The organism is Candidatus Leptovillus gracilis, from assembly GCA_016716065.1.
Lineage (GTDB): Bacteria > Chloroflexota > Anaerolineae > Promineifilales > Promineifilaceae > Leptovillus > Leptovillus gracilis.
Genome location: JADJXA010000002.1, coordinates 999,014 through 1,023,828, shown reverse-complemented (window position 1 = coordinate 1,023,828; position 24,815 = coordinate 999,014). Strand labels below are relative to the sequence as shown.

The window sequence follows — 24,815 nt, the reverse complement described above, 5'->3', positions numbered from 1 at the left end:
GAACTGGTGCGAGTTGACGATTACCCATGAATTACTGGCGAACGCCTTTATCAAAACAGCTTTGTGACCAGTTTACGCCTGGACGCGCCTCTGGTCCAAGCTGTCCACTCCACGCTGGACGCGCCCGCTGGAAACATGAAAATGAGGGACATAATGTCCTGACCACCCACGGCTATCATATTAAGCACAATTTTGGTCATGGGCAAGAACATTTCGACGACCGTCATGTCACGCTTAATCTACTCGCCTTTTTCCTGCACACCTTTCTGGAGTTGGTGGATACGACCTACAAACGGATTCGTGCTGCTCTAGGTGCGCGTCGCCTTCTTTGAGATGCCCGGTCACTGATGCGTTGGCAAATCTTTTGAAAATTGGGAAGCCCTGATTCAATTTATGGCCGAGGGTCTAGAGAGCGGAACCCGCCCCTGACTAACTGTTTCGTTTCTTACGATTGGGCCATTGTTACTGGATGCTCACAAGTCGCCTCGGCAGAGGTGGCTAAATGCCGCGTTGCTATCATCTGGGTAATTACCTGGTTTTGAGGTCGTTACTGTACTCCGGAACCGTGCCACATAACACTGCACTTTAATCTGATTAGCGCAGAGTGCGACTCCTCGCTGATACATCGGCATTGCGCCGCTATTTTCCCGATACCCGTTTTCTACATTTAGAATTGCTGTACCGCCAGCACCGGCTTTTTGTAAAAAACGGCCGTGTGCTATAATCACAAGCTGGCTTTTCAGCTTCGGCTTTTCAAATAAATACTTATTGGCACTGAGGACTGAGGAGTGGGCTTTATGATGAAAAGCGCAATTCTCAGTCCTTCACTTTGAACAAACATGAAATTATCTGTCATCATCTGCTGCTACAACGAAAAAGCAACCATCCAGGAAGTTATCCACCAGACCCAGGCGGTGGATTTAGGCCCCGGTTGGGACCGCGAAATTCTCGTTGTGGACAATTTTTCCACCGACGGCACACGGGAAATCCTGCAACAAATCGCCGACCCGGAAATCCGCATCTTCTTCCATGAACGCAACATGGGCAAAGGCATGTCCATCCGCACCGGCATTGAAAACATGACCGGCGACTACATGATCATCCAGGATGCCGACAAAGAGTACGACCCGGCCGAACACGCCCGCTTCTGCCGCAAAGTGGAAGAGACCGGCGCTGCCGCCATTTTTGGTTCGCGCATTTTGGGTGGCCGGGCCATTTACGAATATGCCCACGCCTATTGGGGCATCCGCACCCTGACGGCCATGACGAATATTCTCTTTGGCGGCCACCTCACCGACGTGGGCACAGCCACCAAAATGGTCCGCGCCGACGTGGTAAAATCGCTCAACCTGACAACCACCGACTTCAACCTGGATTTTGAACTGCCGGACAAAATTTTGTTGGCCGGTTACGAAATTCTGGAAATTCCCATCAGCTACGACCCGCGCACCTACGCCGAGGGCAAGAAAATTACCGTCAAAGATGGCTTACGCGCCATGTTGACCATGCTGCGGGACAGGTTGGGGGTAACGGCCGTGCTTAAGAGCGACGTTAAGCCCCAGGCGCATAATAAGGTTGTCACCAGCCAGGCCAACCTGCGTGACTGACAAATTCCGGCCATAAAAGAAGTAAGTAACATGAAAATTGTCATCACCGGCTCCATCGCCTTCGATTATTTGATGCACTTCCCGGGCAAATTCACCGACTCCCTCGTCGCCGAAAGTCTGCACAAGGTCAGCCTGAGCTTCCTGGTAGACAGCATGAAAAAGCATCGCGGCGGCACAGCCCCCAACATCGCCTATACGCTGGCCTTACTCGGTTCGCGGCCCAGCATCTTAGCCACCGCCGGCCAGGATTTCGGCGATTATCGTCAGTGGCTGGATGGCCTGGGAGTGGATACGTCCCCCATCATCGAAATTCCCGACGATTTCACCGCCTCTTTTTTCGTCAGCACCGATGACGCGCAAAACCAGATTGCCACCTTTTACACCGGGGCGATGGCTCATGCCAAAAGCCTCACGTTTGCCCAATACGCCGCCGACGCCAACCTGGCGATCATCTCGCCCAACGACCCGGACGCCATGCGCGCCTATGCCCTGGAATGCAAAGCGTTGGGCATCCCCTACATTTATGACCCCAGCCAACAAACCGCTCGCCTGAACGGCGACGATTTGGCGCAAGGACTGGATGGCGCGGCGCTCCTGGCTGTCAACGATTATGAATACGACCTGATCCGTGACAAAACTGGCCTGAGCGACGCCGATATTCGGCAGCGGGTGGGTGGTTTGCTCATCACCAAAGGTAAAGATGGCGCTTATCTGCTGGCCGATGGGCAGGAGTACCTTGTGCCGATTGTGCCGCCGCGCCAGGTGGTGGAGCCAACCGGCGCCGGCGACGCCTTCCGCGCCGGGTTGATGCGCGGTATGGAATTGGGGCTGCCCTGGCCGGTAGCCGGGCGCATGGGCGCATTGGCCGCCACCTACGTGCTGGAACAAGTCGGCACGCAAAATCATTATTTCACGCCGGCCGAATTTGTGGCCCGTTATCGTGAGCATTTCGATGACGAAGGGGCGTTGGATTTGTTATTAGGAATTGGGGGATAGGAACAGGGGGTAATCTACAGCCCCTTCTCCCAATCCATTATGTTTTTTAGGAGAGTATTTACAGATGGACTTTGATATTAAGAATCCCGATTTAGCGCCCGGCGGGCGGCATCGCATGGAGTGAGCTGAGCAAGAGATGGCTGTCTTGCGCGGCATTCGTGATCAGTTTGGCGTGGAACGGCCGTTTGCCGGTATTCGCGTTGGGGCCACCATGCACGTCACCACCGAAACCGCCAACCTGATGATCGCCTTGCAAAGCGGCGGCGCTGACGTTGTTTTGTCGGCCAGCAACCCCCTCAGCACCCAGGACGACGTAGCCGCCGCCCTGGTGAGCTATTACGAAATCCCCGTTTTTGCCATCAAAGGTGAAGATAACGCAACCTACCACAAACATCTTAACGCCGTGTTGGATCACAAACCCCACATCATCATGGATGACGGCGCCGACCTGGTCAGCACCCTGCACAAATCGCGCCGCGACTGCTGCCCAACATCATCGGCGGCACCGAAGAGACGACGACCGGCATTGTGCGCCTGCGGGCCATGGCCAACGACGGCGCCCTGGAATTCCCCATGATGGCCGTCAACGACGCCATGACCAAGCACCTGTTTGACAATCGCTACGGCACGGGCCAGTCCACCATGGATGGTATCATCCGGGCGACCAATTTCCTGATTGCCGGGCGCACGGTGGTCGTGGGTGGTTACGGCTGGTGCAGCCGGGGCATCGCCATGCGCGCCAAGGGTTTGGGCGCGAATGTCGTCGTCACCGAGATTGACCCGCTGAAGGCGTTGGAAGCGGTGATGGATGGCTTCCGCGTGATGCCGATGATTGAAGCGGCTCCCATTGGCGACATTTTTGTGACGGCGACCGGCGACATTCACGTCATTGACGAGCGCCACCTGGCGGTGATGAAGGATGGCGCCCTTTTGGCGAACTCCGGTCACTTCGACGTGGAAATCAACAAAGTGGCCTTGCGCGCTTTGTCTGTGGACGACCCGAAGCAGGTACGGCCGTTTGTGCAGCAGTACACCACCAAAGACGGCCGTAAACTCAACCTGCTGGGCGAAGGCCGCCTGATCAACCTGGCCGCCGCCGAAGGCCACCCGGCCGCGGTGATGGATATGAGCTTCGCCGGGCAGGCGATGGCCGCCAAATACCTGCTGGACAACCAGGGCAAACTGGAAAACCGCGTCTACACAGTGCCAGAAGAGGTAGACCAGACCATTGCCGCCATCAAACTGCAATCCATGGGCATCCAGATTGACACCCTGACCGATGAACAGGTGAAATACCTGAACTCCTGGGAAGAAGGCACGTGAGATAAACGGGTGGCTGGGTGACAAGGTGAAACTGTCACCCAGCCACCCAGACACCCAGCCACCCAGCCACCCAGCCACCCAGTCCCCATGAGTACACCCCGCGACCACCACGAAGCCGACCGCACCGGATGGGTGCAAACTGCCCGCCTTTTTTCCAACATCGTCAGTCCGCCGGTGATGTTTGCCATTTTGGGGTTGGCGTTTGCCCTGTATGAACGGCCGTCTCTGGAAGGTTTCTTGTGGGCGGCCGTGTATGGTTTTTTTGTCGCGCTGCTGCCCATTCTCATTGTGCTCTTTTTACTGCGGACCGGCCGGATTGCCGAACTGCACATGAGCAACACCAAAGAGCGGCATCTGCCGTATGTGACGGCCGTTTTGTCTACCCTGCTGCTTTATTACCTCATCATCACCTTCGATGGGCCGGAACTGCTGCGCTGCCTGACGCTATTTAATGGCATCGAGCTGGTCTTATTGGGCCTGATTAACATCTTCTGGCTGGTCAGCATCCACGCCACCGGCGTGATGGCGACCATGCTGCTGGTGGGTCTGGTGTTTGGCTGGGCGGCCGGGCTGCTTATCCTGCCGTTGGTGGTGTTGGTGTGTTGGGTGCGGCTTTATCTGAAGCGTCACACGCCGGCGCAAGTTTTGTCCGGCCTGGCGTTAGGCGCAGGCGTCGTCTATGCCATGACGATGATGGGCTGTTTCTAGCCCAATCGTCAATGTCTCTGCCCGACAGCTTCGCCCCTGCCAATCGCCAATTCGAAATCCGAAATCGCCATGTTTGAACAAGATCGCGTCATTGTGCGCTTACAACAACGGGTGCTGACCGAATCAGATATAGTGGTCTGCTTTTTGGCCGGGTCATACGGCCGTCGCACTGACGACGCCTATTCTGACCTGGATGTGGCCCTGGTGTTCGCCGACGATGCCCGGCGCGAGAGCGCCTGGCGGCAGCGGCGCGAATTCGTCAAATCGGTGACGCCTTACGTACCCTGCCAATCGTTTGACGCAGCGCATGTACGGCCGTACTTCCACATCACCCTCTACAGCAACGGGACCAAAGCGGATTATCGCTATGAGACCAAAGAGGGGCTGACGCCCAACCCCTGGGACCGCGACCTGCGCATCCTGAAGGACGACAAAGAGGGGTGGGCCGCGGCTTATCAGGCACGCTGCGCCCAAACCGTGCTAACCCGGCCGCAGATGACCGCCGCCGAACTGACCGCCCTGGATGAACGCTTTTGGGTGATGTTCTGGGACGTGTACCGGCAGGTGCTGCGCGGCGATTATGACAAACCATTTACCGTCTACATGGAACTGCTGCATTTTTCGCTGCCACCGCTGCTGCACGTGCTGCCGCCGGAAGACCCGGTTTACCAGGGTATGCTGGCCGCCTTCTACTCAGCCGATACGAAAGCGACGGCCGTTCACCTGCGCCATTTGTTGGATGCGTATCTGGCGGCGCGTACGGCCGTTGTGCGGCGGCTAAATCTGGCGTTTATGCCCGACAGCGCCTTTGAAAACCAACTCAAGCGGTTGGTAGAGCGCACGAGCCGCTAACAACGAAGATTTGTCCAATCTTAAAGATTGGACAAATCTCACACCCACACCCACACCATGACACCCAAAGCAGTCATCTTCGATTTAGGCAGCGTGCTGGTGGATTATGACCACGAAAGCACGTGGACGGCCGTTGCCGCTGTCTCCCAGGCTTCTTTCAGTGAACTCGATAGGTTGGCTTCCCATCTGGCCGAGGATGCGGGGAAAGGGATTGTGAACGGCCGTCAACTACACCAAACCCTGGTCCAACAAGCCGGAACCACCCCCGATTACGACGAATTTGCCCGCGCCTTTTGCCGCCACATTTACCGCGACGAGGTGGCGCTGGCGTATGCAGTGGGATTGACACAACGGCCCAATCTGCGCCTGGGCATCATCAGCAACACCAACGCCGTGCATGTGGACTGGCTGCACATCCTCATCCCGGAGTTTACCCACTTCCAAAGTGTCATCCTAAGCAGCGACGTAGGGCTGCTAAAGCCGAACCCGGCCATCTACCACCTGGCCTTGCAGCAGCTAGGCGTGCCGCCCGAAGCGGCGTTGTTTGTGGATGATATTGTGGAAAATGTGGCGGGAGCAACGGCCGTTGGCCTACACGCCATCCACCACAAAGAGTGGAGCCAGACCCGGCCGGCTATCGAATCCTGGTTAAGCGCTTAAAAGAATTGGACGCGGATAAACGCGGAATAGACGGATTGGCGCGAATAATTTGAAAAATCTGCGCTAATCCGCCGACCACATCCACGTTTATCCGCGTCCTGTTTTTTACTCCGCTGCCGCCGCCAACATCATAAGCTGCTCAATGCGTGGCAGCATGGCTGTGGGATTGGGGTGCAGTCCTTCCTGCACCAGGGCGCTGTCGTACAACTGCTCAATGGACAGCTTCACCAATTCGCCATCCGGCTGCTCCATTGCCAGCCGGGCCAGATTGGCGATGAGCGGGTGCTGGCGGTTGACCTCCAGAATCTTCTTCGGCACTTCATACTCCTGGCCCAGCATCCGGTAGATGCGCTGCATCTCGCGGTTGGGCGCGTCCTCCGGTGAGACCAGCCGCACCGGGCTGTTTTTCAACACTTTAGACTGGCGCACTTCCACCACTTTATCGCCCAACGTAGTCACAAAACGGCCAACAAGCCGGTTAAAGTCGGCATCGGGCACGGCCGTTTCCTGTTCGTTAGCGGCTTCGTCCTGTTCCAGTTCTGGCAGTTCCAGGCCGGCGTCATCAATATTACGGAACTGTTTACCCTTATAGTCGGCCATCATCGGCGCGACAAATACATCCAGTGGGTCCACCCAGTACAACACTTCCAGATTACGCGCGCTTAAACGGGTCCAGATGCGGGCTGTTGGCCACAGTCCGCTTGTCGTCGCCCAGGACATAATAGATGTCGGTTTGGGATTCAGGCATACGCTGCACATAAGCGTCCAGCGAAATCGGCTCGTCTTCGGAATTGGACGAATGGTAGCGGAAAAAGGGCAGCAGCTCTTCTTTGGCCGCTGGGTCGGTGGCGATGCCTTCTTTGAGGGCACGGCCGTATTCGCGCCAGAAAGTCTGATACTTTTCCTGATCCGTGTCGGCCAGCTTGCCCAATTCGCGCAGCACCCGCTTGCGAATCGTCTTGCCCAGGTGCATCATCAACCGGTTGTTTTGCACCGTTTCCCGGCTCACATTTAGCGGCAAATCCTCCGAATCCACCACACCATCTACAAATCCCAACCAGTTCGGCAGCAAATCGGTGCAGTACTCCTGAATCAGCACGTTATGCGAATAGAGCATCAACCCCGGCTCTTTGCGCAGCGCCAGAATGTTCGGCTCCCGTTTGGCTGGGACAAACAGCAGCGCCCGCACCTGCACCGGCGCATCCGAGGTAAAATGGATGGTCGCCAATGGCTCTTCAAAATCCATCGTCATCTGCTGGTAAAAGCTCTTGTAATCTTCCGGCTTCACATCCGATGGGTTTTTGCGCCAGAGTGATTCCTGTTGATTGGCCTGCTGCTCGCCGACGTACACCGGGTAACGGACAAAGTCGGAATGCTTCTTCACAATTTGCCGCAGCTTCCACTCGTTGGCAAATTCTTCAGCCTCTTTTTTCAGGGTAATGTGGATTTCCGTGCCCCGGTCGCTCTTTTCGGCCGATTCGATGCGAAAACTGTCGCTGCCGTCAGACACCCAGGCGGCCGCTTCGGCCCCAGGCTGGTAGCTGCGCGAGACGACGCGCACTTCATCAGCCACCATAAACACGGAATAGAAGCCCACGCCAAACTGCCCGATCACGTCGCCAGGGTCCACGTCGCCGGCGCTAATTTTGGCTAAAAACTCGCGCGCCCCAGATTGGGCGATGGTCCCCAGGTTGCGGATCAACTCATCCCGCGTCATGCCCAGGCCGCTGTCTTGGACGATAATTTTCTTGGGTTCGCCTTCATCGGTTTGCGGCACGCTGATGTGAACAGCCAATTCGGCGTCGGGATCCAAAAAGTCACGGTTGGTCAGGGTTTCAAAGTGCAGCCGCGTCAGCGCGTCTGAGGCGTTGGAGACCAGTTCGCGCAGAAAAATGTCCTGGTCTTTGTACAAGGAGTGGACCAAAATATGCAGCACTTGCTTCACTTCGGTCTTAAAGTTAAATGCTTCGGTTGCCTGATGTTCTTCTACTGTCATGGTTACCACCTCTTCCTTAGAAATTAGAAAATAGAGATTAGATAGCGGTTAATTGTAGGCTCAATGTCGCTGTTCCGGCCAATTGTTTGGTTGTTTGTAAGACAAGATGATTTTAACGGCCGTTATCATACCCGCCTTCCATAAGAGCTGCATAAGATATTTTACCCAGATTGCCCGGACACAGGCTGCTGCTCACTTTACAACCACATTCGTTGACCACCAGCTTACCCTCATGTTACAATCGCCCTGTGACGTTTTTCACAGATATTAACCCGCTTCAGTACAGACAATCACTGCAGGGAGGCAGGCAAAAACATGGACTTTGACGAATTGACCGACGTAGATGACCCTTTTGGCGACATTATCAAAGGTAAGCAGCCTGGCAAAATTATCCACAAAGACGAAAAACGGAGTTTTGCCCTGATTGAAAATATCCGCCCGGAAGCGGCTGTTCACTGGTTAGCCGTGACTTTTGAAGGAGACGGTACAACAGAAGAGTTAAAACAAAGCGACCGGGAACGGTTTATGGACCTGATTGACTACGCCATTGAAACAACCAAAGCCCACATAAGCGAGCATCCTATCTTGCAAAGCGGCTTTACTATCAAATTCCATTGTGGGGCCTTTGAAACCATCCCCCACGCCAAACTGCACATCTTATCGGCCGAATAGTCGGCCACAGATTGACGGAAACACCGATGATAGTTCCCACACCGCCATTGTTTCCCCACATCTGGCAAAGCAAAAATCAAATGACGGCGAGACAAGAAAGCGCATAAAAGTGCTTGTCCGGGTCTCGCCGTTTTTTTATCCATCCCATTTACAGGAGACAACAAACCCACTATGTCCCACAAGTTACAAAACCTGCTAACCCCCGTACCCAGCGATATTGACATCGCCCAGGCGGCCGAACCGCTGCCCATCGCCCAGATTGCCGCCGAGGTTGGCCTGCTGCCGGAGGAGTTGGTTCCATACGGCCGTAACAAAGCCAAAGTCAGCCTGGCCGCGCGCGACCGCCTCCGCGACCATCCCAACGGTAAATACGTGCTGGTCACCGCCATCACCCCCACCCCCCTGGGCGAAGGCAAAACGACGACGACCGTCGGCGTCAGCCAGGCGTTGGGCGCGCATTTAGGCAAAAACGTATTCACCTGCGTGCGCCAACCCAGCCAGGGACCCACCTTTGGCATTAAGGGCGGGGCGGCCGGCGGCGGTTACAGCCAGGTCATCCCCATGGAAGATTTTAACCTGCACCTGACCGGCGACATCCACGCCATTTCCGCCGCCAACAATTTGCTGGCCGCCGCCATAGACACCCGCATCCACCACGAATCCTACCAGTCGGATGAATCGCTGTTCAACCGGCTCTGCCCGCCGGACAAAGAAGGCAGCCGCCGCTTTGCACCGGTGATGCTGCGCCGCCTGCGCAAGTTAGGCATTCACAAAACCGACCCCAACGAACTAACCGCCGAGGAAAAGGGGCGCTTTGCCCGGCTGGATATAGACCCGGCCACCATCACCTGGCGGCGCGTGGTAGACACCAACGACCGCTACCTGCGCGGCATCACCATCGGCAAGGGGCCGGAAGAGAAGTTCACCCGCGAAACCGGCTACGACATCGCCGTCGCCAGCGAGATCATGGCCATCCTGGCCCTGACCACCGACCTGGGCGACATGCGCGAACGGCTGGGGCGCATGGTCATCGGCGCCAACCACGTCGGCGAACCGATCACCGCCGACGATCTGGGCATTGGCGGCGCGCTGACGGTACTGATGAAAGACGCCATCATGCCCACGCTGATGCAGACGTTGGAAGGCACACCCGCTTTCGTCCACGCCGGGCCATTTGCCAACATCGCCCACGGCAACTCCTCCATCATCGCCGACCAGATCGCCCTGAAATTGGTGGGGCCAGATGGCTACGTGCTGACCGAAGCTGGCTTTGGCGCAGACATTGGCATGGAGAAGTTCTTTAACATCAAATGCCGCTACAGCGGATTGGTCCCCAACGTGGTGGTGTTGGTGGCGACGATTCGCGCCCTGAAAATGCACGGGGGTGGGCCAAAAGTGGTGGCGGGACGGCCGTTAGACCCCGCCTACACCGAAGAAAACCTGGAACTGCTGGAAGCCGGTTGCAGCAACCTGCGCGTCCACATCCGCAACGCTGTGCGCTTTGGCGTGCCGGTCGTCGTCGCCGTCAACCGCTTCAAAGACGACACCGACGCCGAAATCGAGCTGGTGCGCCGCATCTCCAAAGAAGCCGGCGCGTTGGACGCCGTGATGACCAACCATTGGGCCGAAGGTGGCAAAGGTGCGGTGGCGCTTGGTGAAGCGATCATCGCCGCCTGCGAACAGCCCAGCGACTTCCACTTCCTCTATCCGCTGGAGATGAGCATCAAGGAGAAGATCGAAACCATCGCCAAGAATATCTACGGGGCCGATGGCGTGGAATATTCAGCCGAAGCTGAAGCGAAAATTGCTCTATACACGAAAAATAGCTTCGATGATCTGCCCATCTGCATGGCAAAAACGCATCTCAGCCTCAGCAGCGACCCCAACCTGAAAGGCGCGCCCACCGGCTTCACCATCCCCATCCGTGATTTGCGGGCCAGTGTGGGGGCGGGGTTCCTCTACCCGCTGTTGGGCACGATGAGTACGATGCCCGGCCTACCCACCCGCCCGGCCTACTACGACGTAGACCTGGACCTGGAAACAGGCAAGGTGGTTGGTTTGTTCTAAATTAAAACGCTCCCGGAGGCGACCAGCTTCCGGGAGCATTTGCTTTCATTTTTGGCTCGGCAGCGATCTTTGGCGGCATGGAACGGCCGTAAACTCCGGGGCTTTGTGAACAAGTTCAGCATCCAGCAAAACAGCCGCCGCCGCAATCCAGGCGTCTGCCAAAGAAATGGCATAAGTAGCCTTTAATTCAACCGCCTTTTCCAGTAACCGCACATCTTCATGGACCCAGGTTATAGGCAAAGCCTGGCATTGTTCGTTGGCCAAACGCCCGGCTGTTTCTCCTTCATCTTTCCAGACACGATAAAATAACTCCATCAACGTAATAAAGCAGGCAAAACATTGGACCTGCCCTTGCTGTACCCGGTAGAGTAAATCAGCTACCTCCTCAGCGCCAGCTTCATCATCGCGCAGGGTAATCAGAGCCGAAGTATCCAGCAGGTAACGATTCATTCGCGGCTTTTATCCTGGTTTCGTTCGGCCAACAGACGGTCCACAGCCCCGCCGCGTCCCTGACCGCGAAAAGCGGCTACGGGATCCGCCTGAACAGGAATAATCCGAATGGTGTCATTTTCAATGACCCATTCCAACCGATCAGCCGGTGAAAGTTTAAATTGTCGTCGAATGGCGGCCGGAATAACAGTCTGGCCTCGTGCTGTAATGGTGCTAAGCATATGCCTGTCTCCCGTGAAAATGGGAGCGCGGACGTCCCGTCCGCCCCAGCAGGCGAGACGCCTGCGCTCCCACGGTTTTCATTCGTGGTGGCGGGTGCAGCCCACTCATGATGTCTCCTGTTGAATTACCTATTCCTGTAAATGGTAATTCATTTGGTGGGAAATATCAAGCAGACAGTCACGGCATCATGTTATGCGAATGCCTGATGAAAATGACACCGACCTCTGGCGCTAGATCACAATGTGGCGCAAGGTGTGTCAGGTGAAAGAGGCAGTTCAATGACAAACGTTGTGCCAACGCCCCTGGCGCTTTCCGCCCAAATAGACCCGCCGTGCATGGTCACCAGCGAGCGGGCAATCGCCAGCCCCAGTCCTGACTCACCTTGCGCCGCCCGCGACGGATCCGCTTTGTAGAAGCGATCAAATACGCGGGGCAAATCATCGGCGGCAATGCCCTGGCCGGTGTCGGTGACGCGAATGGCGAGCTTGTCTGGCTGAGTCTGAGCGGCGGCGAGGAGAATCTGGCCGCCTGATGGGGTATAGCGCAGGGCATTGCTGACCAGATTGCCCAACACCTGCTCCATGCGTCCTGGGTCCACTTCGATGGTCGGCAGCCCTTTGTCGGCGGCGACGCGCAGAGCAATGGTTTGCTGGTCAGCCTGGTGAGTGTATTTGGCGGCCACGCCGCGCAGCAAATCGGCGGGAGCGACAGTGTCGAACGCCAGGGAGAGTTCACCGGCTTCGGCCAGCGACAGGGTGCGCAAGTCTTGGACCAGCCGGTTCAGGTGCTGCGCCTCGTCGTGCAGAATGTCGAACGTGGCGGCGTCGGGGGACAAAATGCCATCGCGCAGCGATTCGGTGTAACCGAGAATGATGCTGAGGGGGGTGCGCAGTTCATGGGCGATGTCGGCGGTCATCTGGCGGCGCTGGCGGCTTGAATCTGGTTAAGTACGGCCGTTACTTCGGCCTCGGCGGCGGTGTCGCTGTTTGCCAGACCAACCGCTTCCAGCGCGGCCATCGCCCGTTCTTCCCGCGCCTTGGGCGAAAGCTGCCCTTCGCGCTTGTAAACCAGAGGCAGCATCACATTCCGCAAAGCGTCGGTGCGCGCGAGCAAGTTAAAAGATTGAAAGATAAAGCCGATGCGCCGGTTGCGAATGGCGGCAAGCTGCCCTTTGTTCAGGCCGCTCACGTCTTCACCGGCCAACAGGTAACGGCCGTTTGTCGGCCGGTCCAGGCAGCCCAAAATATTCATCAACGTACTCTTGCCAGAGCCAGACGGTCCCATCACGGCCACAAACTCCCCTTCGCCAATGCGAATGTCTACCCCGGCCAGGGCCTCTACTTGAATATCGCCCATACCATACACTTTGTGCAGGTTTTCGGTTTGGATGATTGTTTGGGATTTCGGATTTCGGAATACGCTACTTCGTCTGCACAATCCCGGTTGTCACTTCTTCGCCGGCGGCCACGCCAGAGATGATTTCGGCATAGGTGAAGTCCATGATGCCCACCTCGACCAGCCGCAGCTTCGGTTCACCGTTTTCCATGACAAAGACGGCATAGTCACCGACCGATAGTTCGCGCACCGCTTCCACCGGAACCAGGAGAGCGCCCTCAGCCCGGCCGCTAATCACTTCCACGGTGGCATTCATGCCTACCGGCAGGGTTTGGGGCTTGGCAAAGGAATCGAGTTGGACCAGGGCGCGCACGGCCGTTACCCCACTGGTATTGGTCAACTGCGGATCAACCAGGATAACTCGACCGGTGAACGTCTCATCCGGCAGGGCGTTAAACACCACATCCACCTCGTAATTCAACCCAACCATCGCCAGGTCTGTTTCGTCCAGGTACACCTCCAGCAGCGGCTGCGACAATTAGAATCTGTCAAGAAGCTGTGAAGAAAATGTTAAGATTTTGGCACGGTTCAAAAAACTGAAGCTATCCTTTACCTAGTAATATTCTGACTATATGGAATATCCTGGAATAATGTTGAAGTAAAGGGGCCTTTTATGCTAATATATTTATCATGAACGATCTTGATGAAGTTGACAGGCAAATCCTGGCGGCGCTGCAACAGAACGGCCGTATCAGCAACGTCGAATTGGCGCAAACCATCAACCTGTCCGCCCCCGCCACCCACGCCCGCGTCAAACGCCTGACCGACCAGGGTTACATCCGCCAATACACCACACTGCTGGACAAGAAAAAATTAGGCTACGACATAACCTGTTTCATCAGCGTCTCGCTGCAACTGCATCAACAAGAGGGATTAGAAGCATTCCGCGCCCGCGTCAGCCAAATGCCCGAAGTTTTGGAGTGCCATCATGTCACCGGCGAGTTTGACTATTTGCTCAAAGTCCTCATTCGAGACCGCCAAGATTTGGAACGTTTTGTCGTCAAAGGGCTGACGCCCATTCCCGGCGTCGCTCGCATCCATACCAGCCTGGTGCTGTCAGAAGTCAAATCCACCACCATGCTGCCCGTTGTAACCCAATTTCCCACCGGCGAGGCGCAGCCTTAAGAATAGCGGGCGACGCAAATTTCCCGCTGCGTCGCCGCGCCTCTCCGTTAACCCATTTCCCAGGAGGAACCAATGACCCGTAAAAAAGTAACTCTGACGACGTTGTTCAAAAAAGTAGCCGATGGTGAGCAGATCACCTGGCTGACCGGCTACGATTACCCGACCGCCCATTTCCAGGATGAGGCGGGCATAGACATGATCCTGGTGGGCGACAGCCTGGGCATGACGATGCTGGGCTACGACAGCACCCTGCCAGTGACCATGGATGATATGATCCGCCACACGGGGGCTGTGCGCCGCGGCGCGCCAAACGCATTTGTGATTGGCGATATGCCCTATATGAGCTACCAGCCAAGCGTGGAAACGGCCGTTCGCAGCGCCGGCCGCTTCATGGCCGAAACAGGCTGCGACGCCATCAAGCTCGAAGGGGGCCGCGAGATGGCCGACCGTATCGCCGGCATCGTCGCCGCCGGCATCCCGGCCATCGGCCACCTGGGGCTGACGCCGCAAAGCGCCAGCGCCCTGGGCGGCTTCCGCTTGCAAGGCAAGAGCGCCCTCCAGGCCAAAAAGATCGCCGACGACGCCAAAGCGCTGGAAAAAGCCGGCGCCTTCATGATCCTGCTAGAATTGGTCCCCGACCGGCTCTGCCAGCTCATCACCGAGCGGGCGGAAAACTGCATTATCATGAGCCTGGGGTCCGGGCCAAACGCCCACGGCCAACTGCTGATCTATCACGATTTGTTCGGCCTCTACCCCAAATTTACGCCACGCATGGCTAAAGTATATGGCAACGCCGGCGAAGTGATTCTGAACGGGGTAAAGCAGTACGTGGCCGAGGTGAGCGACGGCCGTTTTCCCCAACCGGAAAATTACTTCGGCATGAAGGACGACGAGTACAACGAACTGCTGGGGATGCTTGATTGACACTCTGGGAGCACAGGCCGCCCGCCGCTCCCGATGTCAGAGGAACAAAAGATGAACGACGACTTACGTGAACGATTACGAATTCCCCCAGACCGCTTAGAGACCATCAACGCGGTCTTGCTAAACCCCGACATGCGGGTGATCAATGATTTCCTGGCGGTGGTGGCGAAATATGGCACACCCGAAGAGATTAACGCCAAAGCGGCCGCGGCGCGCGCTATGCCTGCCCTGCGGGCCAAAGTGGCCGCCACCCACCCCGAATTCCTGGCCGACCTGGACTGGCTGGCGGAACAGCGCGACAACCGCGCCTTCATCAGTGTGGCCGATTATCGGCGCAGGGTGTTGGGCGACAAGGCGAACCAGATGACCTTCACCGATGACTTTGCCGTGACCCTGGAGGTAAGCGCGGCGCAGTATTTCCCCTGGCTGATAACGGCCGTGCGCCGCGCCATCGCCAACCAAGACCTGCTGCCTGGCCGCTTCATCCGCGTGCGCAAAATGAAAGAGCAAGAAGCCGACGGCGACCTGCCTGCCTTCGCCGCCGCCATGCAGATCATCGGCGCCAGCTACGTAGAAACCCTGGACACCAAAGGAACCGACGGCTCCAACATCCACCTCAATGGCCCGGCAACCATCACCGGCTACTTCGGCGGCATCGGCCAGCCCAACACCCACGCCCTGAAATGGCTGGATGAATTCCTCTACTACTACACCAATTACGGCGTGCGTCAGGTGTTAAACATCAATCCTGGTACCGTGCTGCTCGGCTATCTGCTGCACCGCCTGGGCGTGGACAACGAGTTCAAAATCTCTGTCTTCATGGGCAACGACAACCCCTACGCCGCCCTCTGGACCCTATTGGCGGCGAAATTGTTCGCCCGCGACGATGGCGCCTCGCCCCTGATCGGCTTCAACTGGGGCAACTCGATCAACAACGAGAGCATGGAGATCACCGCTCAATTCCGCCAGGAGCTGGGCTTTGAGGACGTGGTGCGCTTCGAGCATCACATCACCGAGACATGGAAGAGCATCGTGCGCCAACCCTACAATCGGCGCGACGAGTTGGTAGCGTTGGCCGACCATGTGGGCAACATCTCCGCCAAACACGAAGGCGGCGACCCGGAAGTAGACCAGGCTCGCGAGCATCCTTCAGACATCCTCGACTATTTCCGCGACAAAATGGAGATCATCGAATCGGGCGATTGGGCGCATCTGGAGCAGAATTTTCTGGACAAACTAGACGCCACCAGCCGCACGGCCTGGGCGCTGACGGAACACGGGCTTTCCTTCATCGCCGCGCAGAATTTGCACTGACAATATTCCAGACCCGCATTGAATTTGGGTGCGATTCATTGCAATTTTGGGCATGGTTCATCAAGCGAAACATCTTCTTTACAAATTTACGCTGAATTGTCATTCCTTCGGCGTTGCTCAGGACGAGGTCTGAGCGGAGTCTTCGGCCCTGAGCAACGTCGAATGGGGAAGCATCCCGCTCCCACCAGAAGATGGGAAGCTTCGGGGGATGCTTCGGCAAGCTCAGCACAGGCTCTCAGCATGGCGCGCTTTCTTGCCAAATTCGTAAAGCACATATCGCCTGTAATGAACCATGCCGAATTTTGTCATGTTATTGAACCGGATCCTCGGCCAGGATTTTGTCCAGGGTGTCTGCCAGATAATTGGCATCGGCATGGGTGAAGACGAGGGGGGGCTTGAGTTTGATGACGTTGTGCAGCGGACCGTCCGTGCTGAGCAGGATACCCTCTTCTTTCATGCGTTCAACGACGTAGCTGGCTTCCCAGGCGGCCGGTTCCAGCGTCTCGCGGCTGCGCACCAATTCAATGCCGATGAACAGCCCCAAACCACGCACATCGCCGACCAGCGAGTATTTGTCCGTCAGGGTGGTCAGGCGGGCCAGCAAATGGTTGCCCACGTCCAGCGCGTTTTGCTGCAAATTCTCCTCGACGATGACGTCTAGCACGGCCGTTCCCACCGCGCAGCTCACCGGATTCCCGCCAAACGTATTGAAATACTCCATGCCATTGGCAAACGAGTCGGCGATGGCCCGCGTGGTGGCCACGGCGGCCAGCGGGTGGCCATTGCCAATTGGCTTGCCCATCGTCACGATGTCTGGCACAACGCCCTGGGTCTCGAAGCCCCAAAAGTGGCTGCCCACCCGGCCAAAGCCCACCTGCACCTCGTCGGCGATGCAGACGCCCCCGGCGGCGCGCACGGCCGTAAACGCTTCTGGCAAATAGCCCTGCGGCAGCACAATTTGCCCGCCGCAGCCCAATACCGACTCCACGATAAACCCGGCCAGGGCAGGTTTTACCGCGGAGAGCGCGGAGGAAGAAGGAGAAACTCTGCGTTCTCCGCGCCCTCCGCGGTTTAATTCTTCCACAATTTCGGCAACATGTTGGGCGTAGGCGTGGCCGGCTGCACGGCCGTACCCCTTGTAAACACCGCGATACGGGTCGGGCATGAGCGCTTTGTGGACGTGGGGCGGCGTGCCTCTCCCACCAGGGCCATCATGCTTGTATGGGCTGATTTCGATGAGCGCCTGGGTGTTGCCGTGATAAGCCCCATCCACCACAATAAAATCGGCCGCGCCGCTGTGGGCGCGGGCCAGGCGCAGGGCCAATTCATTGGCTTCGCTGCCGCTGCACACCAAAAAGAGTACGCTCAGCGGCGGTGGCAGGGTGGCCAGCAGCCGTTCGGCGTAGGTGATGATGCTGTCGTGCAGGTAACGGGTATTGGTGTTGAGAACGTAGGCTTGCCCGGCCAGCGCCTGCACCACGCGGGGATGGCTGTGGCCAACGTGGCAAACGTTGTTGACCACATCGAGGTAGGCACGGCCGTTTTCATCATACAAATACTGCCGCCAACCGCGCACAATCTTGAGCGGCTGCCGGTAGGACAGGCTCAGCGACTTGCCCAGCGTCTCGCTGCGACGCGCCAGAATCTCGGTTTTGCTTCGTTCGGGCGAGGGGAAGATTTCGGCCGGCAGCCGGGCGATCAGGTTCGGGTCAGGGCTGAGGCCGCGCCAGACTTCGCGCTGGCTGGCCGGAGCCACGCCGGGGAAGTCGGTCCCCAAGTCGAGCAAATCGGTGATGATCTGGAAGTGGAGATGAGGCGGCCAGCCGCCGTTTTCGGCGCTGTCGCCCAGAGCGGCGATGGCTCGCCGGGCTGCACGAGGCGGCCAACCTGCCAATCGGCCATGGCGGCGCGGCTGAGGTGGCCGTAGAGGGTGTAGAAGGGACGGCCGTCATCGGTCTGATGGGCCAGGATGAGGACTGGGCCGTAATCTTGCGCGGCGCGATTGTCGGCGAAACGGTGGATGGTTCCGGCGAGGGGGGCGGTGACGGCCGTTCCCGCCGGCGCAAACAAATCCAGCCCCAGGTGGATAGTGCGCTGCTCACCCGTCTCGGTACGGAAGAAATCGGCCGTGTAAATCAGCCGCGCCTCGTCGTAGCGGCCAACACCGACGGCCGCGCCGGCTTCGTCGAGCAGGGTTTGCACACGTCGGCTGAATTTCTGCGGGTCGGCGAAGTCGGCCGGGCTGCCCAGCGTCTGGCTGCCGACGCTGAGGTCGAGGACCAGCGCTCCCCCGTCATGCTGAGAGCCTGTGCTGAGCTTGCCGAAGCATCCTCCGAAGCATCCCGTTCTATCCGTCTCATCTTGGCCATCGGGATACTTCGCCGCGCGCAGCATGACAGGGGCAAAGGTGGATTGGTTCGCGCGGAGGTGTTGGGTGATAAAGGCCGTTTCCGGCACAGCCGCCCATCCACAAGCAGCGCGAAAGGTGTAATGGGCCAGGCGCGGCTGGACGCGCTCCAATCGCGCCAACAGCGCCCAGGCGGGTTTCTCACTGATAACGATGTACGGGTCATCGGGGTGCAGGGTTTGCTGGTAGGCGGACATGACCACGCTGACGCAGATGCGGGCCAGGATGAGCGGATAGAGCAGTTCCAGTTCCAAATCAGCCAGGGGCAGGGCGGCGTGATAGCCAGCAACCAGATGACCGGCGGCGGCCAATGGGTCCGGCTTGTCCATCATCACGTAGGCGGCGGCGATAGCCAGCTCAAACAGGGTGCAGGAATGGACCATGTCGCCAAAATCTATCAGCCCGGCCAGGCGGCGTGGCCGACGGGTATCGGCCGTCACCAAGATATTGTAATCGTTGCCATCGCCGTGAATGGCGCTGCGGCGCAGTTCCGGCAGGCGCGGGGCGACATGGGCGACAAAATCGGTCAGCCGCCGCTCCACCAGAGCGCGGTGGTCAGGGTCGGCGATGTAATCCAGGTGGCGGCTGATGGTGTCGGCGGCGTGAGCCAGGTCCCAGGGCAGCGTGCGGCCCATGGCCGGATGGCTAAAACCGAGCAGGGCGGCATCCACTTCGCCCAAGACCCGGCCAACATCGCGCAGCAAGTCAGGGGTGTGAGGATTGACTTTCGCCAGGGGCGCGCCGGGTAGGTAAGTGACCAATCGCGCCAGATAGACGACGCCATTCGCGCCCATTACCGTGGGAATGGCCTCCCCATTCAACGCCAGGCGCACATTAGGCAGCAGGGGAGCCAGGTTCGGCTGGCGGCGCAAGTGAGCGAGGGCCTGATTTTGACAGTCCAGCGCGTCCTGCTGTTCGGCCGGTCCGGCGATTTTGAGGACGAATTGGAAGTCGGCGGTTGTGAGCAGGAAATTTTGGTCGCGGTCGCTGGGGAGGGAAACGGCCGTTCCCGCCAGACCATACACATCATAAACCAACTGCCCGGCTTGCACAGCCGAAAATTGGGGACGCAGCGCCATAAAACGCTCTCCTTCATACCAAATTTAGCCACTAATCGTATTGGCTAATAGGAAAGTTGACAAACAAGAACGCCTGTTCTAATATTAATGCCTGGGGTTTGCCAATAAAATGGGTGATGATGCGTGATAAAGCATCAACCACAGCCACGCGAATTCAAATAGACAGGTCAAGATAGGAGGCTAACATGAGTCAGGTAAAGGTGTTGGTAGGCACGCGCAAAGGCGCATTCATCCTTTCGTCGGACGAACGACGGCAGCATTGGGCGGTTAGCGGTCCCCATTTTGCCGGCTGGGAAATCTACCATCTCAAAGGCTCGCCGGTGAATCCCAACCGGTTGTATGCGGCGCAATCCACCGGCTGGTTCGGGCAGTTGATTCAACGCTCCGACGATGGCGGCCAGACGTGGCAGCCGGTGGGCAACGAATTTGTCTACGACGGCGTCCCCGGCACACACCAATGGTACGACGGCTCCCAACACCCCTGGGAGTTTCAGCGCGTCTGGCATCTGGAACCATCACCCAGCGAACCGGACGTGGTGTACGCCGGAGTAGAAGACGCCGCTCTGTTCCGTTCGCAGGATGGTGGATTAACATGGCAAGAGCTTCCCGGACTGCGCGCGGCCAAAGGGCATCTGTGGCAGCCGGGGGCCGGGGGCATGTGCCTGCACACCATCATTTTGGACCCCGCCAATCCGCAGCGGATCGTGGTGGCAATTTCGGCCGCCGGCGCATTCCGCAGTGACGATGGCGGCCAGACCTGGCGGCCGATCAACCAGGGCTTAAAGTCTGACTATGAACTGCCCGATGCCCATGCCGAGGTCGGGCATTGTGTCCATAACATCGCCATGCACCCGTCGCGCCCGAACGTTTTGTTTATGCAAAAGCATTGGGACGTGATGCGCAGCGACGACGCCGGGGCAATGTGGCATGAGGTCAGCGGCAATTTGCCCAGCGATTTTGGCTTCCCCATTGCCGTTCACGCCCATGAGCCGGATACCATTTACGTGGTTCCCATCAAGAGCGATTCCGAGCATTATCCGCCGGAAGGGAAGCTGCGTGTGTATCGCAGCCGCTCCGGGGGCAACGATTGGGAGGCGCTGACGAACGGCTTGCCACAAAAAGATTGTTATGTCAATGTGCTGCGCGATGCTCTGGCGGTGGATTCGTTGGATTCTTGCGGCATCTATTTTGGTACCACCGGCGGTCAGGTGTACGCCTCGGCCGATTCCGGCGATAGTTGGACGCCGATTGTGCGTGATTTACCGGCCGTGCTATCGGTGGAGGTATTGACAACGCCATGATCCGGGTTGTGCTGCCACACATTTACGGACGCTGGCGGGCGTTGGACGCGAGGTGGAACTTCAGGTTGAGGAGGTAGTAACGCCGCGGGCAATTTTGGATGCATTGGAAGCGACGTACCCGGTGCTGCGCGGGACCATCCGTGACCATGTGACGCAGCAGCGACGGCCGTTTATCCGCTTCTTCACCTGTGGGCAGGATTGGTCGCACCAGCCGCCGGATGCCCGGCTGCCCGACGAGGTGGCCGCCGGGGCAGAGCCGTTCCGCATTGTCGGGGCGATGGCCGGTGGTTAGCGCAGGGTCAGCGTACCCCAGGTGGTGGGATTGGTGAAGGTGCGGGTGGAGACGTGAGACTTCATCACTTCTTGCACGGCCGTTCCCGGCGTGTCGTTGTCGTTGGCGTTCAGCGACACACCCAGCACCAGGCCGCTAAATGGGGTAATGCTCAAATCGGCCCAGGGGATGGCGGCCTCCAGGTTGTAGCCAACGGCCGTCTTCTGCGCCGCCAGCGTGATGCGATGGCCGCCGGGCGCGTCTAAAATTTGCCCCTGGCTGGTCCCCTGAAAACGAAAGGCCGATGGGGCTAACCCGACAAAATCGCCTGGCGAAAAGGTAATCTGAAAATTGGATGGCCCCAACTGGCTGCTAGCCCGCGCCAGATTGGTTTCAAACTGCATGTCCACGCTGTCGCCGCGGAAAATTTGGTTACCCGTCTGGGTCTGCACGTGTACGTCATCGCTGACGGCGACGGCGATGTAGAGATTGGCCGCGTCCCAACCCAACCGCCAGACGGCCGTTAAGTCATCCGTGCCATTCCAGCCAGGGGCGCTGAATACCCGGTAGGTGGACTCATACGCGCCGATCCCCGCCCATTCGCTCAGGTCGCCGTTAATGGTTGGTGGGGAGGAAAGCGGGGCGGCCTGGACGCTGCCGGTAGGCGGTGGGATGGTGGCGACCGTAACGGTCGCCACCGTAACGGTGGCGGCCAGCGGCAGCGTGGCCGTAGCCAGAATAGGCAAGGTGACGGTGGCGGCGGGCAGGTTGGTGGATGAGGCGGGAACGGCCGTATTCGTCAACACAATCAATGGCGTAGGCACACTTGGTGTGCCTAGGCCAGGTGCGCCCACAACAGACGTAGCCATGCCGGGCGGCGGCAAAGGTGTAGACGTGCGCTGGTTAAACTGCCGCAGCAAAACAAAGAGGCTCGCCAGGCAAACAAAAAGCAAAATCACCCCGCCGATGATCCCCGCCCATACCAGCCCAGACCGCTGTTTGGGTTGCTCCGGTTCTAATCCTTGCCATTCATCGTCCAGGGACGGCCGTTGGTAGCCCATGGTTCACGCTCCTTCTAAAACCGCGAAGATAGTTTTTTGTCTGCCACCAGTATAGCGTGATTTGGTAAAGGATGTGTTTTATTTCGGCTAGAGGGACAGTCGCATCGGTCAGGGTGAGGGCGCCATTGTTGTAGATGCCGCCGCCGTAGCTGGCGTTATTGTTATCCAGGGTAACACGGCTGAGAACGGCCGTTCCCCCATCAATGCGCAGCCCGCCGCCAACATTGATGGCTGTATTTGCCGTGAGATGGCTGTCTGTCAGGGTCAGACAGCCGCTGGCAGACACCTGAATCACCCCACCCAAGTCCGCCTGACCTTGTGTCAGGGTGAGATGGCGGATTTCCACCGGATTGCCCGCTACCAGAAACGGCCGTACCGCGCCGCCGCCAGACAGAGTAATCAGATCGCCGCCATCTATGATAATGTCATCGGTCAGCGATTTGGTGCTGGTGAACTGGATGGCATGGGGATTTGCGCCGCAGCTAAACGTAATCGCGCCGCCCCTCCCCCAGCCGCTGCCAGCGCACTATCAAACACCGCTTCCGTACAGCTTGCCGGCGAGCCATCCCCCACCACCGCGTCCGCCGTGCCCTGCGGCCCAGGCCAGCATGAGTAAGAAAATGAGTGTCATGACTAAAAGTTGATTGTGTTTCATGTGTCTCCAGATGTTTTCGTAATCGGTGTTCCGTATTCCGTATTCCGTAATCCGTAATCGGTTCACGGCCGTACCGCCATCGGCAAATACACCCGCATCACATCCGCCCCATACTCCACCGCGCCCAGGTCGCACACCCCCACCCGGCCGCCGCCGCGCTGATCGGTAGCCCAGCAGGCAGTGGGGTCGCCGGCGTCAATCAGCGGGCTGCCAGCTTGAGGCAATAGGGTTTGCATGGCAAAATCGCCGCCGTTAAAAGCCAGCGAGCCGAGCAGCAGATCGCCGGAGTAGGCATCCTGGTCGGTGGGATGGCTGAGCGAAGCGCAGCTGCCCTGGCTGAGATTATGCCCCAGCGATTGGAACAAACCGCCATCACAATTGACCGCCTGCCCGAAGATGACGCTGTTGACAAGCTGCACCACGCCGGGTTCGGCCGGAGTCTGCGGCGAATCTTCATAAATGGCGTGGCCGGCGATGCCCGCCTGGTTATTGGCCAACGTGGCATTGGTCAGCACGGCATAACGGCCGTAATGATACAACCCACCTCCCAGCCCCGCCGCCACATTCCCGACGATGGTGACATTGGTCAACACCAGGTTGTCGTCGGACGCCTGGTAGATGCCGCCGCCGTTGCTGGTCGCATAGTTGCCCTGGATGGTGGCGTTGGTGATAAATGCTGTGCCACCGGCATGGTACAGGCCGCCGCCGTGCGGCGTGCCGCTGAGGCCGTTGGCATAATTGTTCACCAGGTTGACGTCACGCATTTCCAGCGTCGCGCCATAGCTGTTGACGCCGCCCCCTTCGTAGGCGAAGTTATTGGAGAAGGTACTTGTTTCGATAACGGCCGTCCCCCCATATTCCACAGCCCGCCGCCGCTGCCCGATGTATTGTTGCCGTCAAACAGGCTGTGCGTCACAGTTAATGCGCCGCTGTTTTCCACACCGCCGCCATAACCGGCCGTATTTTCGGTAAAGATGACGGCCGTTAACCGGGCAGTTGCGCCGCTGTCGTTATACAGGCCGCCGCCATCGAGGGCCGCGTTGGTCTCCAGGCGTGTATTGGTCAGCGTCAAATCCCCCAGTGGGCGATTCTCAATCGCCCCGCCCCGGCCGAAAGCGCCCAGCGCCTGGTTGCCCCGCAAGGTGGAGCCGCTGATCGTCATGGCGCAGCCATCGTTAAAAATGGCCCCGGCCGTGTCCGAGGCGTTGTGTTCCAGCAGGCTGTTGGTCATTGTCAGCGTGCCGTCGTAGCAGTAGATGGCGCCGCCGGCGACGGAACTGTAATTGTTGAGTAAGCGGACGTTTTGTAAAATCACCTGCGCCCCAGAGGCTTCAATGGCCCCGCCGCTAACCAGCGAATTGCCATCGCGCAGGGTGATATTTTGCAGGCGGAAGGTGACGCCGCTGCCGACAAAAAAGTGACGGTCGTTGTTGCTGCCGCTGAGGATGATGCGGTTCGCGCCGTCTATCGTCACGTTGCCCAGGTTCACAATTTTGCTCAGGCTAAAGGGGATGGTTGTCTCGGCCGCGCCACAATTGAAGGTGATGGTTCCGCCACCGGAAACGGCCGCTGCCAACGCCGCATCAAAGGCCGCCTCCGTGCAACTTGCCGGGGAGCCATCGCCCACCACTGCGTCCGCGGCGCGAGTCTGCCCCGCCCCCCACGCCAGCGCCAACAGACAGAATCCGACAACAAACCAAAAGAGGTGCTTTTTCATAAATTATTCCTTT

Annotated in this window: 24 protein-coding genes and 3 pseudogenes; 15 read left to right on the top strand and 12 right to left on the bottom strand. The window is 58.2% G+C overall.

The features are described from left to right. Window positions 1–26: 26 nt before the first annotated feature. From IPM39_08775 to IPM39_08745, 7 genes and pseudogenes are all read left to right on the top strand, one after another. Window positions 27–332 (top strand): hypothetical protein, encoded by a 306-nt coding sequence (locus IPM39_08775; protein MBK8986160.1) that lies wholly within the window; start codon window positions 27–29, stop codon window positions 330–332. 507 nt (window positions 333–839) lie between these two features. Then, a complete protein-coding gene (locus IPM39_08770; protein ID MBK8986159.1) occupies window positions 840–1,607 on the top strand; it encodes a glycosyltransferase family 2 protein in 768 nt (255 codons plus the stop codon). A gap of 30 nt (window positions 1,608–1,637) precedes the next feature. Beyond that, complete coding sequence (locus IPM39_08765) at window positions 1,638–2,603, top strand: carbohydrate kinase family protein (GenBank protein MBK8986158.1); 966 nt, start codon at window positions 1,638–1,640, stop codon at window positions 2,601–2,603. Between the two features lie 64 nt (window positions 2,604–2,667). Next, window positions 2,668–3,926: pseudogene (locus IPM39_08760) on the top strand (adenosylhomocysteinase). 87 nt (window positions 3,927–4,013) lie between these two features. Next, a complete protein-coding gene (locus tag IPM39_08755) occupies window positions 4,014–4,634 on the top strand; it encodes a hypothetical protein (GenBank protein MBK8986157.1) in 621 nt (206 codons plus the stop codon). A 69-nt stretch (window positions 4,635–4,703) separates the two neighbouring features. Further along, complete coding sequence (locus IPM39_08750; GenBank protein MBK8986156.1) at window positions 4,704–5,486, top strand: hypothetical protein; 783 nt, start codon at window positions 4,704–4,706, stop codon at window positions 5,484–5,486. 57 nt (window positions 5,487–5,543) lie between these two features. Next, entirely contained in the window at window positions 5,544–6,146 is a 603-nt protein-coding gene (locus IPM39_08745; GenBank protein ID MBK8986155.1) for an HAD family phosphatase, read from the top strand. 105 nt (window positions 6,147–6,251) lie between these two features. Here the strand turns inward: IPM39_08745 and htpG are convergent. Beyond that, a pseudogene (gene htpG / locus IPM39_08740) lies at window positions 6,252–8,142 on the bottom strand (molecular chaperone HtpG). Between the two features lie 315 nt (window positions 8,143–8,457). Between htpG and IPM39_08735 the strand changes: the two are divergent. Both IPM39_08735 and IPM39_08730 read left to right on the top strand, forming a co-directional pair. Beyond that, window positions 8,458–8,814 (top strand): hypothetical protein, encoded by a 357-nt coding sequence (locus IPM39_08735; GenBank protein ID MBK8986154.1) that lies wholly within the window; start codon window positions 8,458–8,460, stop codon window positions 8,812–8,814. 171 nt (window positions 8,815–8,985) lie between these two features. Then, window positions 8,986–10,881 carry a formate--tetrahydrofolate ligase gene (locus tag IPM39_08730; protein ID MBK8986153.1) on the top strand — a complete coding sequence of 632 codons (1,896 nt, stop codon included), beginning with the start codon at window positions 8,986–8,988 and terminating at the stop codon, window positions 10,879–10,881. 45 nt (window positions 10,882–10,926) lie between these two features. Here the strand turns inward: IPM39_08730 and IPM39_08725 are convergent, their stop codons facing one another. From IPM39_08725 to IPM39_08705, 5 genes are all read right to left on the bottom strand, one after another. Beyond that, window positions 10,927–11,331 (bottom strand): PIN domain-containing protein, encoded by a 405-nt coding sequence (locus IPM39_08725; GenBank protein ID MBK8986152.1) that lies wholly within the window; start codon window positions 11,329–11,331, stop codon window positions 10,927–10,929. Beyond that, on the bottom strand, window positions 11,328–11,552 hold the full coding sequence (locus IPM39_08720; protein ID MBK8986151.1) for an AbrB/MazE/SpoVT family DNA-binding domain-containing protein: 225 nt from the start codon (window positions 11,550–11,552) through the stop codon (window positions 11,328–11,330). Before IPM39_08720 ends, IPM39_08725 begins: the two co-directional genes overlap by 4 nt. A gap of 236 nt (window positions 11,553–11,788) precedes the next feature. Further along, the gene (locus IPM39_08715; GenBank protein MBK8986150.1) at window positions 11,789–12,469 is read right to left on the bottom strand and encodes a HAMP domain-containing histidine kinase; all 681 of its coding nucleotides are present in this window, start codon (window positions 12,467–12,469) and stop codon (window positions 11,789–11,791) included. Continuing rightward, entirely contained in the window at window positions 12,466–12,909 is a 444-nt protein-coding gene (locus IPM39_08710) for an ATP-binding cassette domain-containing protein (GenBank protein ID MBK8986149.1), read from the bottom strand. Before IPM39_08710 ends, IPM39_08715 begins: the two co-directional genes overlap by 4 nt. Window positions 12,910–12,973: 64 nt before the next feature. Then, the gene (locus IPM39_08705) at window positions 12,974–13,426 is read right to left on the bottom strand and encodes a hypothetical protein (GenBank protein ID MBK8986148.1); all 453 of its coding nucleotides are present in this window, start codon (window positions 13,424–13,426) and stop codon (window positions 12,974–12,976) included. A 152-nt stretch (window positions 13,427–13,578) separates the two neighbouring features. Here IPM39_08705 and IPM39_08700 point away from each other — a divergent pair, with 152 nt between their 5' ends. From IPM39_08700 to IPM39_08690, 3 genes are all read left to right on the top strand, one after another. Then, window positions 13,579–14,073: an Lrp/AsnC family transcriptional regulator gene (locus tag IPM39_08700; protein ID MBK8986147.1), complete on the top strand. Its 495-nt coding sequence runs from the start codon at window positions 13,579–13,581 to the stop codon at window positions 14,071–14,073. Window positions 14,074–14,145: 72 nt separating this feature from the next. After that, window positions 14,146–14,997: a 3-methyl-2-oxobutanoate hydroxymethyltransferase gene (gene panB, locus IPM39_08695; protein MBK8986146.1), complete on the top strand. Its 852-nt coding sequence runs from the start codon at window positions 14,146–14,148 to the stop codon at window positions 14,995–14,997. A gap of 51 nt (window positions 14,998–15,048) precedes the next feature. Then, window positions 15,049–16,311 carry a hypothetical protein gene (locus tag IPM39_08690; protein ID MBK8986145.1) on the top strand — a complete coding sequence of 421 codons (1,263 nt, stop codon included), beginning with the start codon at window positions 15,049–15,051 and terminating at the stop codon, window positions 16,309–16,311. 310 nt (window positions 16,312–16,621) lie between these two features. Here the strand turns inward: IPM39_08690 and IPM39_08685 are convergent, their stop codons facing one another. Then, window positions 16,622–18,097, bottom strand: a complete 1,476-nt coding sequence (locus IPM39_08685; GenBank protein MBK8986144.1) for an aminotransferase class III-fold pyridoxal phosphate-dependent enzyme — start codon at window positions 18,095–18,097, stop codon at window positions 16,622–16,624. Further along, on the bottom strand, window positions 18,010–19,797 hold the full coding sequence (locus IPM39_08680; GenBank protein MBK8986143.1) for a phosphotransferase: 1,788 nt from the start codon (window positions 19,795–19,797) through the stop codon (window positions 18,010–18,012). The genes IPM39_08685 and IPM39_08680 overlap by 88 nt, the downstream gene beginning before the upstream one ends. Before the next feature lie 185 nt (window positions 19,798–19,982). Between IPM39_08680 and IPM39_08675 the strand changes: the two genes are divergently transcribed. Then, window positions 19,983–21,098 carry an exo-alpha-sialidase gene (locus IPM39_08675; protein MBK8986142.1) on the top strand — a complete coding sequence of 372 codons (1,116 nt, stop codon included), beginning with the start codon at window positions 19,983–19,985 and terminating at the stop codon, window positions 21,096–21,098. Continuing rightward, window positions 21,095–21,390 (top strand): annotated as a pseudogene (locus tag IPM39_08670) (MoaD/ThiS family protein). The gene IPM39_08675 and the pseudogene IPM39_08670 overlap by 4 nt, the downstream one beginning before the upstream one ends. Here the strand turns inward: IPM39_08670 and IPM39_08665 are convergent. Together IPM39_08665 and IPM39_08660 are read right to left on the bottom strand one after the other, a co-directional pair. After that, a complete protein-coding gene (locus IPM39_08665; GenBank protein MBK8986141.1) occupies window positions 21,387–22,430 on the bottom strand; it encodes a hypothetical protein in 1,044 nt (347 codons plus the stop codon). The pseudogene IPM39_08670 and the gene IPM39_08665 overlap by 4 nt on opposite strands. Then, window positions 22,399–22,776, bottom strand: a complete 378-nt coding sequence (locus tag IPM39_08660) for a hypothetical protein (GenBank protein MBK8986140.1) — start codon at window positions 22,774–22,776, stop codon at window positions 22,399–22,401. Before IPM39_08660 ends, IPM39_08665 begins: the two co-directional genes overlap by 32 nt. Here IPM39_08660 and IPM39_08655 point away from each other — a divergent pair. Then, window positions 22,762–23,046, top strand: coding sequence for a hypothetical protein (locus IPM39_08655; GenBank protein MBK8986139.1), 285 nt, complete (start codon window positions 22,762–22,764; stop codon window positions 23,044–23,046). The genes IPM39_08660 and IPM39_08655 overlap by 15 nt on opposite strands. 101 nt (window positions 23,047–23,147) lie before the next feature. On the opposite strand, the gene IPM39_08650 is transcribed toward IPM39_08655, so the two are convergent. Both IPM39_08650 and IPM39_08645 read right to left on the bottom strand, forming a co-directional pair. After that, window positions 23,148–23,849: a hypothetical protein gene (locus IPM39_08650; protein MBK8986138.1), complete on the bottom strand. Its 702-nt coding sequence runs from the start codon at window positions 23,847–23,849 to the stop codon at window positions 23,148–23,150. After that, window positions 23,828–24,802 (bottom strand): hypothetical protein, encoded by a 975-nt coding sequence (locus IPM39_08645; protein MBK8986137.1) that lies wholly within the window; start codon window positions 24,800–24,802, stop codon window positions 23,828–23,830. The genes IPM39_08650 and IPM39_08645 overlap by 22 nt, the downstream gene beginning before the upstream one ends. Window positions 24,803–24,815 lie beyond the last annotated feature (13 nt).

What these genes read in the sequence shown, in the direction of transcription:
- IPM39_08775 (MBK8986160.1), top strand. Translation starts at nt 27, where the DNA reads ATGAATTACTGGCGAACGCCTTTATCAAAACAGCTTTGTGACCAGTTT.
- IPM39_08770 (MBK8986159.1), top strand. Translation starts at nt 840, where the DNA reads ATGAAATTATCTGTCATCATCTGCTGCTACAACGAAAAAGCAACCATC.
- IPM39_08765 (MBK8986158.1), top strand. Translation starts at nt 1,638, where the DNA reads ATGAAAATTGTCATCACCGGCTCCATCGCCTTCGATTATTTGATGCAC.
- IPM39_08755 (MBK8986157.1), top strand. Translation starts at nt 4,014, where the DNA reads ATGAGTACACCCCGCGACCACCACGAAGCCGACCGCACCGGATGGGTG.
- IPM39_08750 (MBK8986156.1), top strand. Translation starts at nt 4,704, where the DNA reads ATGTTTGAACAAGATCGCGTCATTGTGCGCTTACAACAACGGGTGCTG.
- IPM39_08745 (MBK8986155.1), top strand. Translation starts at nt 5,544, where the DNA reads ATGACACCCAAAGCAGTCATCTTCGATTTAGGCAGCGTGCTGGTGGAT.
- IPM39_08735 (MBK8986154.1), top strand. Translation starts at nt 8,458, where the DNA reads ATGGACTTTGACGAATTGACCGACGTAGATGACCCTTTTGGCGACATT.
- IPM39_08730 (MBK8986153.1), top strand. Translation starts at nt 8,986, where the DNA reads ATGTCCCACAAGTTACAAAACCTGCTAACCCCCGTACCCAGCGATATT.
- IPM39_08725 (MBK8986152.1), bottom strand. Translation starts at nt 11,331, where the DNA reads ATGAATCGTTACCTGCTGGATACTTCGGCTCTGATTACCCTGCGCGAT.
- IPM39_08720 (MBK8986151.1), bottom strand. Translation starts at nt 11,552, where the DNA reads ATGCTTAGCACCATTACAGCACGAGGCCAGACTGTTATTCCGGCCGCC.
- IPM39_08715 (MBK8986150.1), bottom strand. Translation starts at nt 12,469, where the DNA reads ATGACCGCCGACATCGCCCATGAACTGCGCACCCCCCTCAGCATCATT.
- IPM39_08710 (MBK8986149.1), bottom strand. Translation starts at nt 12,909, where the DNA reads ATGGGCGATATTCAAGTAGAGGCCCTGGCCGGGGTAGACATTCGCATT.
- IPM39_08700 (MBK8986147.1), top strand. Translation starts at nt 13,579, where the DNA reads ATGAACGATCTTGATGAAGTTGACAGGCAAATCCTGGCGGCGCTGCAA.
- panB (MBK8986146.1), top strand. Translation starts at nt 14,146, where the DNA reads ATGACCCGTAAAAAAGTAACTCTGACGACGTTGTTCAAAAAAGTAGCC.
- IPM39_08690 (MBK8986145.1), top strand. Translation starts at nt 15,049, where the DNA reads ATGAACGACGACTTACGTGAACGATTACGAATTCCCCCAGACCGCTTA.
- IPM39_08680 (MBK8986143.1), bottom strand. Translation starts at nt 19,797, where the DNA reads ATGGCGCTGCGTCCCCAATTTTCGGCTGTGCAAGCCGGGCAGTTGGTT.
- IPM39_08675 (MBK8986142.1), top strand. Translation starts at nt 19,983, where the DNA reads ATGAGTCAGGTAAAGGTGTTGGTAGGCACGCGCAAAGGCGCATTCATC.
- IPM39_08665 (MBK8986141.1), bottom strand. Translation starts at nt 22,430, where the DNA reads ATGGGCTACCAACGGCCGTCCCTGGACGATGAATGGCAAGGATTAGAA.
- IPM39_08655 (MBK8986139.1), top strand. Translation starts at nt 22,762, where the DNA reads ATGGCGGATTTCCACCGGATTGCCCGCTACCAGAAACGGCCGTACCGC.
- IPM39_08650 (MBK8986138.1), bottom strand. Translation starts at nt 23,849, where the DNA reads ATGCGTGACGTCAACCTGGTGAACAATTATGCCAACGGCCTCAGCGGC.
- IPM39_08645 (MBK8986137.1), bottom strand. Translation starts at nt 24,802, where the DNA reads ATGAAAAAGCACCTCTTTTGGTTTGTTGTCGGATTCTGTCTGTTGGCG.